The following is a 13111-nucleotide window of genomic DNA, read 5'->3' as shown; positions in this document are numbered from 1 at the left end:
AAAATATTCTTTTCTATATGACAAATGTACTTTACATTTTAATGTTATACAAGTTTTAATTTAAAAAATAGTTATCTTTAATCTTTTCATAAATCATTGTCAATGAAATTTACATGTTCAGTAACTATTAATAAACCTAAAGCACAAGTTGCAGCGTATTTTTCTAATCCAAAATATTTAAAAGAATATCAAGAAGGATTTATAAGAAAAACTCATATTTCTGGGAACGAAGGGCAAACAGGAGCCATCTCAAAAATGTATTATAAAATGAGAAAAGGTGAAATGGAACTTACCGAAACCATTACAAACAATAGCCTCCCAGATTTTTTTTCAGGACAATACCACCATAAACATACCGACAATACCATGTTATGTACATTTAAAGAATTAGACAGTAATACGACTCAATGTGATTGGGAAGTGGAATACACGGCTTTTAGAGGCTTTGTTATAAATGTTATGAAAACAGTATTTCCAAGCATGTTTAAGAAGCAAGTGCAAAAATGGTTGCAAAATTTTAAAACCTTTGTAGAGAAACAAGATTAATTTCGTCTAAACACTAAAATAAATACCAACACAAAAATCATGACTAAAGTAAAATCAATTCAACTATTATTATTATTTCTATTTGTCAGCGCTATAGGAAACGCTCAATTACCTCAAAATGCCGAAGATATTTCGCCTTTACTTATTGGCGAAACACTACCAGAGGCTACATTACTTGACGAAAATGGCAAAAGCATTAATTTAAATGCAGAGATTGCCAAAAAGAAAACCGTATTGGTATTTTATCGTGGTGGTTGGTGTCCTTATTGCAACATGCAATTATCGAGTTTAGCAGCCACCGAAAAAGAAATACTAGAATTAGGCTATCAAATCATTGCAGTAAGCCCAGATGATTACAGGAATTTAAAACCTTCAGTAGAGAAAAACAAAACGAGTTATAAATTATATAGTGATGCAGATGGTAGTTTTATTAAAAACATAGGGATTGGATTTACACCTTCTGAGGGAACAACATCTTATATTGCTAAAAAAACCACTGGAAAAACCACTGATGTATTACCTGTACCAACAGTGTTAGTGTTAAATACTAAAGGTGAGATTTTATTTGAGTACATATCACCTAATTACAAACAACGGATTTCACCAGAATTGTTGTTGGCAGTTTTACAGAATGTAAAGTAGCTGATAGATAGAAACATATATAGATTTTAATATAAAAAACAATTAACTTCGGTTAACTTTTGCTATAAACAATTAAAAAAGTTCATATTATAGCATTGTGTAACGTTAAAAAATAAAAAATTGAATTACTTATTAATTGGAATAATATTGATTTTTCTATTTTACGCAATTCTTTCTGCAAAAAATCAACTAATTGAAGACAATCGAAAAAAGGCATTTACATCAGTTACAGCACTTATGTCATTTGCGATTTTTATATCAATAATTCTTTCCGTTGTAATAGCTTTAAATGCAGATATGCCTCAAAGTATTGGTTATGGTGGATTTGATTATATAATTAGACCCAGTATTTTCGGAATATTGGTTCTTATTCTATATTTGTCGTCTGTTGGAGCAAAACCCAATTTAAAATTTACTTTAGGTTTAGTAAGTATTTTGATTAACGTATGTATAGGTTTAGTTTTTTTATTTAATTGAATAAAAACAGGATACAGAAACAACTATAACCCATTACTATCCTGGTTGCTTAAATGTAACTTTGCGTAATAACTATGCTACTAATTCCGTTAAACGAAAACACCCTATTTATACTCAATAATCAAAAATACCGAAGCACTGTCCCCTACATTTAACACTTGGTGCTCAGACACTTCATCTTTACTCCAAGAATATCCTGTTGGAAAGCTTACTTCTCTGGTGCCAGTTGCCTCTTCTAATTTAAAAGTTCCACCAACAAGTGCATATCCAAAATGTGGTTCGTGATAATGTTTTTCATGACCAACACCAGCAGGAAATGTGCATTTTAATACTCGTAAGTAATCATTATCTTCCAAGACTTCGCATACTTTTTCACCATTCCATCCAGCTTGATAAGGGTCTGGTAAATTCTGTTCTTGTTTGCAAGAAAATACTAAAACAAATATTAAAGCTGCAAATCCTATATAATTATTAAATAGTTTATTCATAAAAAACTGCAACTTCTTCTAAAGGTTTACGATCTAAATCTGGCACATAAGCTGGTTGTTTTGGATAACCAATTGGTAATAATAAATATGCACGCTCGTTAATTGGTCTATTAAGCATTTTGGTTAAAAAGTTCATAGGGCTTGGTGTATGTGTTAATGTTACCAAACCTGCATTATGTATAGCGGTAATTAAAAAGCCACTTGCAATACCAATAGATTCGTTAACGTAATAATTATTATAACGTTCATCTCCATCATGTTCATACACACGTTTAAAACCAACAATAATCCAAGGGGCCTCATCTATAAAAGGTTTATTAGTATCGGTACCTAAAGGTGCTAGGTCTTTTCTCCATCGCTCACTCATTCGTTTACTATAAGTTTCACGTTCTTCAACTTCGGCTGCCAATCGGATTTGGTGTTTCAACTCAGGATTAGAGACTGCACAAAATGTCCATGGTTGCTTGTGTGCTCCTGATGGTGCCGTAGAAGCTGATTTTATAATATTTTCTATAACTTCTTTTGGAATATCTTGGCTAGAATATTCTCTCACTGACCGTCTAGTTTCTAACCAATCGTAAAACGCTTTACTTTTTTTAATTGATTCATCTTGCGTTAACTTAACAGAGTCGTACAACACATGTTTGTATCCATTTAGCAAGATATGATCTGCTACTTTCATAATTAATTATTTGTTACTTATTGTTTGTTTTTTTCTTCAATCCAGCGTGACATAAATTTAGTGCTTTGCATACTATGATGCTGCAACATACTTCCCAAAAAATTATTTAAACGATTTGCTTCTTTATTTGCAAGAGCATCCTCTAGCCTATTTAAAAAACGTCTAGTATTAAGTATTTTATTAAATTTTTTAGAAAGCAGATTGAAACCAAGTTCTTGTTGTTGTAACCAGATTTCTTCATTTTGATATAAGGTGACAGCGTATTTTACAATATCATCAACAGAATCAGCCACAAAATCATGTCGATTATTTTCATTTACGATTCCTTCAGCTCCAACAGAAGTTGTGATAAAAGGTGTCCCGTTATGTATAGCATCAAAAAACTTTCCTTTTAATCCAGCACCAAATCGTAAAGGAGATAAACACACTCTAGCATTAGCCATTACCTCATTTACATCGTCTGCAAAACCTTTAATGATAAAGCCGTATTTTTTATCTTCATATTGCTTAACCTTCTCATTAGCGTAAGCTCCATAAATATGAAGCTCTGCATCTTTTAATTCTGATTTAATTTTTGACCAAATGTTTTCTTTTAAAAACCTAACAGAATCAAAATTTGGAGGATGTAAAAAATTACCAATAGTTACAAAGTTTTTACGCTCCTTAAATAATGGCAAGCTCTTTCTTTTTTCTTCTGCAACATCATCCATTAAAAATGGTAAATAGTGCAATAAACTTTCGTTAACACCAAAATCGTTTTGCAATATGGTCATTTCTGCTTCTGAAATAATTAAACTTAAATCGCATCTATAAATACTTGCAATTTCTCGCTTTGCAACGTCTCTAAATAAATAGGTTTTATCAAAAGGCTTTTTATCTTTAAAGGCTTGCTCTCTTCCTTTTCTTAAGCAATGTAAATCTTCGGTATCTAGAATACGGAGTGCTTCTGGACAATTTTCAGCGACTCGCCAACCGAACTGTTCTTCTATCATAAATCTATCATAAACAACAATATCTGGTTTAAATTCTGAGATAAAATCATCAAAACTAGAATTATTTAGTTCGATTTCTTTCTGAGTTACTCCTAAAGATTCAAGATTAAATGCATTTTCAGATTTAGCACAAGGACTCGCAAAAGTAATAGTATATCCTTCTAATAAAAAGACGTTAATTAACTGCATCATTCGACTTCCAGCTGCAGAACTCTTAGGTTCAGGCCACACAAACCCAATGATTAAAAGTTTAGCCACGTATTATTCTGTTGTTTTTTGTTCAGCATACATAGCTCTTACTTTTTTGCCCCAAGCAACTATACTAGCTCGTTGTTCTTCTGTAAGCTTTGCTTCAGAATGTGTCCATGTGTACGAAGGCAATGGCATTTCTTGCTTTTCAACCATTTCTATGAGTTCATCAAACTTATGGTCCCTTTTCTTTAGTGACGCATCTTTCCAGTCGGATACATTAAAATGCTTTTTTCCGTTTTTCACGTGTTCTGCCATCCAATAGTTTACAGGTGTTATACTATTATACCAAGGATATCGTGTGCTAGAACTATGACAGTCAAAACATGATTCTTTTAAAATTACTTTTATATCTTCCGGCGGATTAGTTTCAGCTAAGAAATGGTCAATTGAAGTAAGGTCTCCTTCGTTTTTTTCTGGACCAAAAAATTGGGCTATAACAAACACAATTAAAAGGAGTAACAATATCTTTTTTAGAATCTTCATAATTAGTAATTTTAGTGTTAATAAAAGTAATAAAAATATTCATTGACTAAAGAAGAATTATACAAGGAGTTATCTTACGTAAACCATTCAAGGGAAAACAGAAAAAAGTATGCGTTACTTGTAATTTCTAATCCGGATTTAATCCCAAAAGTAATGGATATACTATTTCAGGTTAACGATAAAACATCATGTAGAGCAGCATGGTTGCTTGAGTTTGTAGCTCGTGAAAATTTAGACAGTATTTTACCATATTTGGACGAGTTTACGAAAAACATGCATACGGTTCACCTCGACCCTGCTGTCCGTCCTATTGCTAAAATTTGTGAATATCTTATTGAAGCTTATTACCATAGAGATATTAACCACACAAAAGATTATTTAAAACCAGCACACAAAGAAAAAATTATTGAGCTTAGTTTTGATTATATGATAACTAATCAAAAAGTAGCAGCAAAAGCGTATTCTATGCATTCTCTATACCTTCTGGGAAAAGAATACGATTGGATTCACCCAGAACTGGCTATGATTTTAGAGCGTGATTTTAATTCAGGTACTGCTGCATTTAAGGCACGTGCAAGACATTTGCTTAAAAAGTTGAAAAAGTAACTATTTTAGTTAAAAACTTCAAGACATAAGCTTCTTGCTTCTTTTTAAAAGAATTATCTTTGCAACTTCAAAAATCAACACATAAGATATGTCTTTATCAATACTCAATGCCATTTCTCCAATAGATGGTCGTTATAGAAGCAAAACAGAGTCCTTAGCACCATATTTTTCAGAGGAAGCATTAATAAAATATCGTGTTCAAGTAGAAATTGAATACTTTATTGCGCTTTGTGAAATCCCTCTACCTCAACTAAAAGATTTTGACAAAAGTCTGTTTGATGAATTACGAAATATTTACAGAAATTTTTCATCTGAAAATGCGACTGCAATTAAAGACATAGAAAAAGTAACTAACCACGATGTAAAAGCCGTTGAATACTTTATTAAAGAAAAATTTGATGCTTTAAATATCTCACAATACAAGGAATTTATTCATTTTGGGTTAACCTCACAAGACATTAACAATACTGCAGTTCCGTTAAGTATTAAAGATGCGATGAACGATGTGTACGTTCCTGAATATTTTACCATTTTAAACAAATTGGAAGCACTTGCTACAGAATGGAAAGATATTCCAATGTTAGCAAGAACACATGGTCAACCAGCATCTCCTACTCGTTTAGGGAAAGAAATTGAAGTATTTGTAGTACGATTAAAAGAACAATTTAATTTATTGAACGACATACCAAGTGCTGCCAAGTTTGGTGGTGCTACAGGGAATTTTAATGCCCATCATGTAGCTTATTCGAACATAGATTGGAAAGAATTTGGAGGGAAATTTGTTCAAGAAAAATTAGGATTGTATCACTCCTTTCCAACTACTCAAATTGAACATTACGACCACATGGCTGCGCTGTTTGATTGCTTAAAACGTATTAATACTATTTTAATAGATTTAGATAGAGACATTTGGACCTACGTATCGATGGACTATTTTAAACAAAAGATTAAAAAAGGTGAAGTTGGAAGTAGTGCAATGCCACATAAAGTAAATCCTATCGACTTTGAAAATAGCGAAGGAAACCTTGGAATTGCCAATGCTGTTTTTGAGCATCTGTCGGCTAAATTACCAATATCAAGATTACAACGTGATCTTACAGACAGTACAGTTTTAAGGAATGTAGGAGTGCCTTTTGGACATACATTAATTGGTTTTAAATCTACTTTAAAAGGGTTAAATAAATTATTATTAAACGAGCCTAAATTTGCTGAAGATTTAGAAAATAATTGGGCAGTAGCTGCTGAAGCTATTCAAACTATTTTGAGACGTGAAGGTTATCCAAATCCCTATGAAGCGCTTAAAGGTTTAACTAGAACCAATGAGGTTATTAACCAACAATCTATTGCTAACTTTATTGACACCTTAGAGGTAAGTAATGACATTAAAAATGAGCTTAAAGCCATTACACCAAGTAATTATACTGGTATTTAAATGAGAAGTAACATAACATTATTAGCATCTGGATTTCTAGTAGTCTTCTTTTTTATAGCAGGGCTTTTAGAATGGCTTGATAATTTTATTGTAATGATGTTACTTTTTCTAGGCTTTATTGGTATAGTTGTTAATATTATAATTATAAAATCTAGAGACGACCAGTCATAAAAAAACCTGCCCAAATAGGCAGGTTTTAAACATTAACATTTTATCACTTTTTGATTGATAGTAATTTTTTAGTGATTAATCGAAAACTTCCGAGAAATCATCAATATCATTTCCTGAGCTACCAGGTCTAAAGAATTGCATAAAATCTCCAACCGAATTTTCCTCAGAAGATAATTGATCTACTACTTCACCAAGCTTCATTATTTTAGCTGGCTCCATATTATCTCCCAATACCCTAATGATACCAAAACCTGCATCACTCATGGCACCAAAAATAATCAGTTCATCTATTGTAGTATCTGTACCAATGTATTTTACAATTATTCTTCCATCAGTAGAGTTACCTCCTCTAAATAATTCTTGATAGCGCTCATCTTTAAGGATGGTTTGTACTTTAGCTAACTCTGCTTTATATTCTTCAATATTATCATCACTTTTACGGTATCCTAACATATTGAGTTTATCTATAGACTCGTATGCTTCTCGTTGTACATCTGTAAGTTTTGCTTTTTCAATGCTAACAAAACTCACAGGGATATCTACCGAAATAAAATTTGGCGCTTCCTGATTTACAACATAATACCCTTGTAAGGTCTCTCCTCCATAACCGCAACTAAATAAAGTTGCAGTTATAAGAAGTGACGCTACAATGTTTTTGATTGATGTATTCATGATGATAATTCTTCTTTTTAATAATGTCTTAGTTCTTTTTATCTCCTGCTTTCTTTAAGTGCTCTCCTCCAGGAATATTCATAGATTTAGTAAGCTTAGAAATTTCACTAAGATTAATATCTCCAAGAAGAGATACAATTACAGTTTCTATTTCACGCTTTTCACCATTAATTGTTATGTTTTGATCTTTTGTAAGTTCGTCTAAACCACTTACAAACATTAAAAGTTCTTTAACTTGATTAGGGCTAGAACCTTCTCTTACATAAAATTTTACATTTTGGTTACCGTCCTTAAAACGCATTAACTCTTCCAGTTTTGAACTAGAAATGTATTTATTTACATCGGCTGCCATTTGAGATGATATTGATTTATCTCCAGTTGTTAAGAATTTTAAACTTTTAATCTTTTTTATCATTTCGAACATTGCTGCTGCATCTGGATCGTCCATATCAATGTCGATACTTGAAATCATTTGAAACATTTTACTGTTTACAACACCAGATCCAACACCATCCATATCTTCATACTTGTCGAACAACCCTCCTTGTGCAAAAGACATTAAAGGTGTCATTAAAATTGCGATTATTAATACTAATTTTTTCATGTTTACTTGTTTTTAATATTCTACTAATTTGCTTTTAAAATTTTATTTGTTGTGTTTGTAATTTCACCAAGGTAAGCAATGTTATCTGCGCCTTTGTCAAAGTTATCAGACACCATATTCAATGCCATTAACTTATCTGTTCCCTTGCTGAATGTTGAAGAAAAAAGAGCTAATACCTCTTTGGCATCTTCATATTCTACTCGTTCTTGCGGTGTTAAATCCGCTAAAGTTTGAGTTTGAGATTGAAATAAATCAACCTGAGTAAAAATACCCAACATTATAACTGCTACTGCTGCGACTGAAATCCATTGATACAAACTATATGTTTTCTTAGATTTTAATGGAACGTCTTTAGTAAACTGTTCTTCGTGGGTGTGCAAAAAATACTGAAACATCGATTTGTAAACTTCTAAGTGTGGCGGAACAGTCTCTTGCGAAAAATAGTCTTTTAACTGCTGCTCTTCTTTTAAAGTAGTTTCTCCGTTGTCGTACTTTTCTATTAATTTCTCTATATTATTTAACACCATAACTATGTGTTTTAGTTAATTTTTCTCTTAATGTTTTTCTTGCTCTTGATAAGGCTACTCTAATGGCTGTTTGGTTCATGTCTAACATTTTACCTATTTCCTCAAAGTCATATTGCTCAATATCTCTTAGCTGCAATATTATTTTTTGTTGCTCTGGCAACTCTTCCATTATTTTAGAAACCCAACCTACACTATCATTCAACTCCACTTGTTTCTGTAACGACACATTTTTATCTTGGTAATTACTATGCACAATCTTTAAATTTTGAGAGTGCTTAGATTTTAATTTGTCTAAACAAAAATTCTTCGTCATAGTCATAGAAAATGCTTCTACATTTTTGTATTCGCTAATCTTAAGTTTGTTTTTCCACAACTTTAATAAGATTTCTTGGGTAGCGTCTTCGGCTTCTTCTTGCGAAACCAATATGCGTTTTGCCAAACGAAATACTTTATCCTTAAAAGGCATTACTATGTTTAAAAACTCAGCCTGTGTCATTTTTTTGGTTAGCTTATAGCTTATTATGGCTATTTGTTATTACGACGATGTACTTTCTATTTTGTTACAAGAACTTTAAAAATAATTTTTACTTTATAATATTAGTACTAAATTTAGAGTTAAAAAGAAAACACTATTTGCTATGAAATTCTCTAAAACCCTTTTATGTTGCCTTGTATTGACAGCATTTACCTATAGTTGCTTTGACGATATGGACGACAATGCCATATCTGCTAGTGAAATTAATGATTTTGTTTGGAAAGGTATGAATGCTGTCTATTTATATAAAGACAATATTCCAGATCTTGCAAATGATAGATTTCCTTCCACTTCAGAATATGCTGATTATTTAAACAGTTTTAGTGCCCCTGAAGAGCTTTTTGAAAGTTTAATTTACCAAAGACAAACTGTAGATAGGTTTAGTTGGATTGTTGATGATTATATTGCTCTTGAGCAACTTTTTAGTGGTGTTTCTAAACGAAGTGGTTACGAATTTGATATGTACCCAATTCCTGGTAGCGCAACTAACATGTTTGGTATTGTGCGCTTAGTGCTACCAAATAGTAATGCTGAAGACAATAATTTAACTCGAGGACAAGTGTTTACCTCTATTGATGGAGTTGCTTTAACCGAAGCTAATTATCGTACATTAGTCAGACCAGATTCTTATACCATAGCATTAGCCGACTATGATGATAACGGCACACTTGAAAACTTAAATGATGATATTATTACGTCTAACGGTCAAAATATAACACTTACAAAAACTATACTTTCTGAAAATCCAATATTTAAAACTGCAATTATTGATGTTGATGGTGAAAATTTAGGATACTTGATGTATAATGGTTTTACTCCAGATTATAACAGCCAATTAAATACTGCTTTTAATAATTTCAAATCCAGTAATGTGCAGCATTTAGTTTTGGATTTAAGATATAATCCTGGAGGCTCTGTACTAACCGCATCCTATTTAGGAAGTATGATAACTGGTCAATTTAATGGAGAAGTCTTTGCAAAACTAGTTTATAACAGTGAGTTACAAGCCAATAATTATGATTTTGAATTTGAATCATTAATAGATAATAGTGAAGCTATAAACAGTTTGAATTTAGATAAAATCTATGTACTAACCACTGAAGATTCTGCTTCTGCAAGTGAAATGATTATTAATAGCTTAAACCCTTATATTGAAGTTGTTCAAATTGGTGATAATACGACAGGAAAATCTCAAGCATCTATCACAGTTTACGATTCTCCTAATTTACAACGTGAAGGAGCTAACCCAAACCATACATATGCCATGCAGCCTTTAGTAGCAAATACGTTAAACAAACTCAACAACTCTGTTCCTTCTAATGGGTTAACTCCTACATTAAATTTAATAGAAAACCCAGCAAATTATGGCGCTTTAGGAAATGTAAACGAACCTATGTTAGCAGCTGCTATTGCAGATATACAAGGTACTGGAAGATTTAATTTTTCTGCGTTAAACAAAGTAAAACCAAAAGCTAGCAGCCATGATTTAATTCCTCATGTTAACGAAATGTATATTGACGAAGGTATTTTAATAGACTTACAAAAAAATAACTTACAACAAGACTAAACAAAAAGCCGCTTCAAGAAGCGGCTTTTTGTTTAGTTCTAAAAACTTAAATTGAATCCAAAGGTTATATTCCGCCCTTTAGTTGAATATCCATAAAGTTCTTCATAATTAGAATTCAAAATATTTGTAACATTAGTAAACAAGGTCACTTTATTATTGATTAGTTTATGACTTGCGTAAAAATCTAATAAACTATAACTTTTTAAAGTAACGTCTTCATTCGCAAAGGTTACATTATTATAAAAAGTATCATTTCTATCATCATTAAACTGGTAAGATGCACTCATAAAAAAATGGTCGTTTACTTGATAGTTTAACTTTGTATTTACCTTAATTTTAGGAATACGTAGGTTTAAATCGTCTTCTACTTTAGTATAAGTTGCGTTTGCTTTTATTGATACTTTACTCGAAATCTTATAATCGGCAATAACCTCTACACCACTAGCTGTAAATGATTCATCTGTATTTTTATACTGAAACACCCAGTTTCCTAAATCCACAAAATCAATGAAATTAGTTTCTTTTCTATTAAAATATACGATACTAGTAGTCATTTTATTGGTTATGTTTAACTCTGCTCCTATTTCTAAAGTAGCGTTTTCTTCAGGTTTTAAATTAATGTTTCCATAAGTAGGCTCAAAAAGTTGGTATAACGAAGGTGTAATATAAGCGGTGCTATAACTTACTAATCCTTTTATATAACCAAAAGTAAAATTCTTTTTAAATGAAGGGTTGATACTGTATACAAAATGCGACCCATATTCACTATGGTTATTAAATCGCAATCCAGAATTAATATTCAGGCCAAAATTTGATGTATAGACAACATTCACATAAGGGTCTACAATAGTAAATGTTGCATCATTTGGACTTATAGATTGTTCTAAACTTGTGCTTCCAAAAGGGACTTCAAAACTTTCCATTCTATTATCTTGATAATTCATACCAAGCACAGTATAAAATGTATCATTGAAATTATACTTATTATATAAATCCATCAGGTAGCTTTTTGCTTTGTAAATATTTGGATAATTGGATGTAACATCGCGTTCAATATTATTTGTAGCTGCATTGACTATTATGCTTCCGTTTTTATATTTATAGTTAGATGACATACCAATTCTATGTTGATTAGTTTTAATCATATTATCTGCATCTTGAAACATGAAACCATCATCAAAATCAGCTTTGTATTTATCAAAACTTCCATACATACTAAAGTTAAAAACATTGGAAAACTTATAACCCATTTTTAGATGCCCATTAATTGTATTAAAAGCATCCTTTTCAGAGCCTAATTTTATAGCAGACAAGCCATCTGCAAACTGATTACCAAAACTCGCTAAATAATTAAATTTGTTTACAGTTCCATTTATTGAAACACTATTTTTAAAATTTTCTAAATGATAATCATTATCATTTTGCGATTGATTACTCCCTAGCACACTTCTAAAATTTGCCGATATAGTCTTCTTTGAAGCTTCTTTTAGCTTAATATCAATCACTGCAGTAGCAGCTCCAGAACCATATAAAGCACTGGAAGCTCCTTTTAAAATTTCAATGCTTTCAACTTGATTAGCGTTAAGTAATCGTAAATCGTAATCGTTAGCTATTTGCGATGCATCCGAAAGGGCAATTCCATCTATTAGAATTAAAACTTGTCTATTTCTACCACCTCGCACAAAATAACTTAAATTTTGTCCAGCATTACTTTTTGCTCCATTAATCTCAATGCCAACAGTATTGTTAATAATCTCAGCAATACTTTTACCTTGTAGTTTCTCTAACTCTTTTTGTGTGATTTTTGTAATTACTTTACCAGAATCTTCTCTTTTAATTTCAAAACGAGAGTTGGTTATTACCACTTCGTCTAATTGTTCTGTTTTGGAAACTTCATCTTCTTGTGAAAAACCAAAAGCAGACATAAGCGTACAACAGACACTTAAAACACATGTTTTTTTGTTCATTTTAATTACTAATTGCTCGAGAGTAGTATGTTTATATCATACCAAAACTTCTATCCCGAAAGTTTGACTTATTTGTTTGAATTTGGCAGGTCTCCTGACTTACGTCTTCATGTCTATGTGCCTTCCCATTTCTAATATTGAAACAGTGGCTTGTAGTTTAACATGAAGCTTTGTAGCTTACAGTTGCGGGAACAGTTCTGGACTTGACAATAATAATCGCACCAGATTCCCTTTTAATCTTTTCTAAAAAAGAAAAGAACCTAAATTCGTTGCGAAAGTATATATTAAGAATTGAAATAATGCAAGAATTTATTTTTTCTTATTCATTTTATAAATTAAATAAACAAATCCAATTAAAAAATGTGCAATAATAATTCCTGCAACTATATATATTGTTAAATTTGAATCGCCTCTCATAAGAACTAATTTTATGTAAAATTACTATACAAAAATGAGAGATTTAGTTAC

At 31.4% G+C, this 13111-nt stretch carries 16 protein-coding genes and 1 riboswitch; of the genes, 7 read left to right on the top strand and 9 right to left on the bottom strand.

What is annotated here, in order from left to right; genetic code table 11:
* Positions 1-102: 102 nt before the first annotated feature.
* From HB672_RS08575 to HB672_RS08565, 3 genes are all read left to right on the top strand, one after another.
* Positions 103-546 (top strand): SRPBCC family protein, encoded by a 444-nt coding sequence (locus tag HB672_RS08575; protein WP_167610997.1) that lies wholly within the window; start codon positions 103-105, stop codon positions 544-546.
* Between the two features lie 39 nt (positions 547-585).
* On the top strand, positions 586-1188 hold the full coding sequence (locus HB672_RS08570; RefSeq protein ID WP_167610993.1) for a peroxiredoxin-like family protein: 603 nt from the start codon (positions 586-588) through the stop codon (positions 1186-1188).
* A gap of 120 nt (positions 1189-1308) precedes the next feature.
* Positions 1309-1665 carry a hypothetical protein gene (locus HB672_RS08565; protein WP_167610990.1) on the top strand — a complete coding sequence of 119 codons (357 nt, stop codon included), beginning with the start codon at positions 1309-1311 and terminating at the stop codon, positions 1663-1665.
* A 104-nt stretch (positions 1666-1769) separates the two neighbouring features.
* On the opposite strand, the gene HB672_RS08560 is transcribed toward HB672_RS08565, so the two are convergent.
* The 4 genes from HB672_RS08560 to HB672_RS08545 are packed head-to-tail and all read right to left on the bottom strand — an operon-like array spanning position 1770 to position 4562.
* The gene (locus HB672_RS08560) at positions 1770-2153 is read right to left on the bottom strand and encodes a cupin domain-containing protein (protein WP_167610987.1); all 384 of its coding nucleotides are present in this window, start codon (positions 2151-2153) and stop codon (positions 1770-1772) included.
* Positions 2146-2835: a nitroreductase family protein gene (locus HB672_RS08555; RefSeq protein WP_167610984.1), complete on the bottom strand. Its 690-nt coding sequence runs from the start codon at positions 2833-2835 to the stop codon at positions 2146-2148. The genes HB672_RS08560 and HB672_RS08555 overlap by 8 nt, the downstream gene beginning before the upstream one ends.
* A 17-nt stretch (positions 2836-2852) precedes the next feature.
* Positions 2853-4085: a glycosyltransferase family 4 protein gene (locus HB672_RS08550; RefSeq protein WP_348272550.1), complete on the bottom strand. Its 1233-nt coding sequence runs from the start codon at positions 4083-4085 to the stop codon at positions 2853-2855.
* 3 nt (positions 4086-4088) lie between these two features.
* On the bottom strand, positions 4089-4562 hold the full coding sequence (locus tag HB672_RS08545; protein WP_167610981.1) for a heme-binding domain-containing protein: 474 nt from the start codon (positions 4560-4562) through the stop codon (positions 4089-4091).
* A 42-nt stretch (positions 4563-4604) separates the two neighbouring features.
* Here HB672_RS08545 and HB672_RS08540 point away from each other — a divergent pair, with 42 nt between their 5' ends.
* From HB672_RS08540 to HB672_RS08530, 3 genes are all read left to right on the top strand, one after another.
* Positions 4605-5168: an adenylosuccinate lyase gene (locus HB672_RS08540; protein WP_167610978.1), complete on the top strand. Its 564-nt coding sequence runs from the start codon at positions 4605-4607 to the stop codon at positions 5166-5168.
* Between the two features lie 88 nt (positions 5169-5256).
* Positions 5257-6600: an adenylosuccinate lyase gene (purB, locus tag HB672_RS08535; RefSeq protein ID WP_167610976.1), complete on the top strand. Its 1344-nt coding sequence runs from the start codon at positions 5257-5259 to the stop codon at positions 6598-6600.
* The gene (locus HB672_RS08530; protein WP_167610973.1) at positions 6601-6771 is read left to right on the top strand and encodes a hypothetical protein; all 171 of its coding nucleotides are present in this window, start codon (positions 6601-6603) and stop codon (positions 6769-6771) included. It abuts the gene before it with no gap.
* Between the two features lie 75 nt (positions 6772-6846).
* On the opposite strand, the gene HB672_RS08525 is transcribed toward HB672_RS08530, so the two are convergent.
* Genes HB672_RS08525 through HB672_RS08510 form a run of 4 tightly spaced genes read right to left on the bottom strand, consistent with a single transcriptional unit; the run spans position 6847 to position 9070 of the window.
* Positions 6847-7443: a DUF4252 domain-containing protein gene (locus HB672_RS08525; protein ID WP_167610970.1), complete on the bottom strand. Its 597-nt coding sequence runs from the start codon at positions 7441-7443 to the stop codon at positions 6847-6849.
* Between the two features lie 28 nt (positions 7444-7471).
* Complete coding sequence (locus HB672_RS08520; protein WP_167610966.1) at positions 7472-8047, bottom strand: DUF4252 domain-containing protein; 576 nt, start codon at positions 8045-8047, stop codon at positions 7472-7474.
* Between the two features lie 23 nt (positions 8048-8070).
* Positions 8071-8574, bottom strand: coding sequence for a hypothetical protein (locus HB672_RS08515; protein ID WP_167610963.1), 504 nt, complete (start codon positions 8572-8574; stop codon positions 8071-8073).
* Positions 8561-9070, bottom strand: a complete 510-nt coding sequence (locus HB672_RS08510; protein ID WP_167610960.1) for a sigma-70 family RNA polymerase sigma factor — start codon at positions 9068-9070, stop codon at positions 8561-8563. The genes HB672_RS08515 and HB672_RS08510 overlap by 14 nt, the downstream gene beginning before the upstream one ends.
* Before the next feature lie 142 nt (positions 9071-9212).
* Here HB672_RS08510 and HB672_RS08505 point away from each other — a divergent pair, with 142 nt between their 5' ends.
* On the top strand, positions 9213-10676 hold the full coding sequence (locus HB672_RS08505) for a S41 family peptidase (RefSeq protein WP_167610957.1): 1464 nt from the start codon (positions 9213-9215) through the stop codon (positions 10674-10676).
* Positions 10677-10714: 38 nt separating this feature from the next.
* On the opposite strand, the gene HB672_RS08500 is transcribed toward HB672_RS08505, so the two are convergent.
* Positions 10715-12643: a TonB-dependent receptor plug domain-containing protein gene (locus HB672_RS08500; protein WP_167610954.1), complete on the bottom strand. Its 1929-nt coding sequence runs from the start codon at positions 12641-12643 to the stop codon at positions 10715-10717.
* Positions 12644-12709: 66 nt separating this feature from the next.
* Positions 12710-12922: riboswitch (cobalamin riboswitch) on the bottom strand.
* Between the last annotated feature and the right edge of the window lie 189 nt (positions 12923-13111).

Origin of the sequence: Gaetbulibacter sp. S0825 (assembly GCF_011777505.1) — a bacterium.
Lineage (GTDB): Bacteria > Bacteroidota > Bacteroidia > Flavobacteriales > Flavobacteriaceae > Pontimicrobium.
The sequence above is the reverse complement of the archived record's forward strand: the minus strand, read 5'-3'. Positions and strand labels throughout refer to the sequence as shown.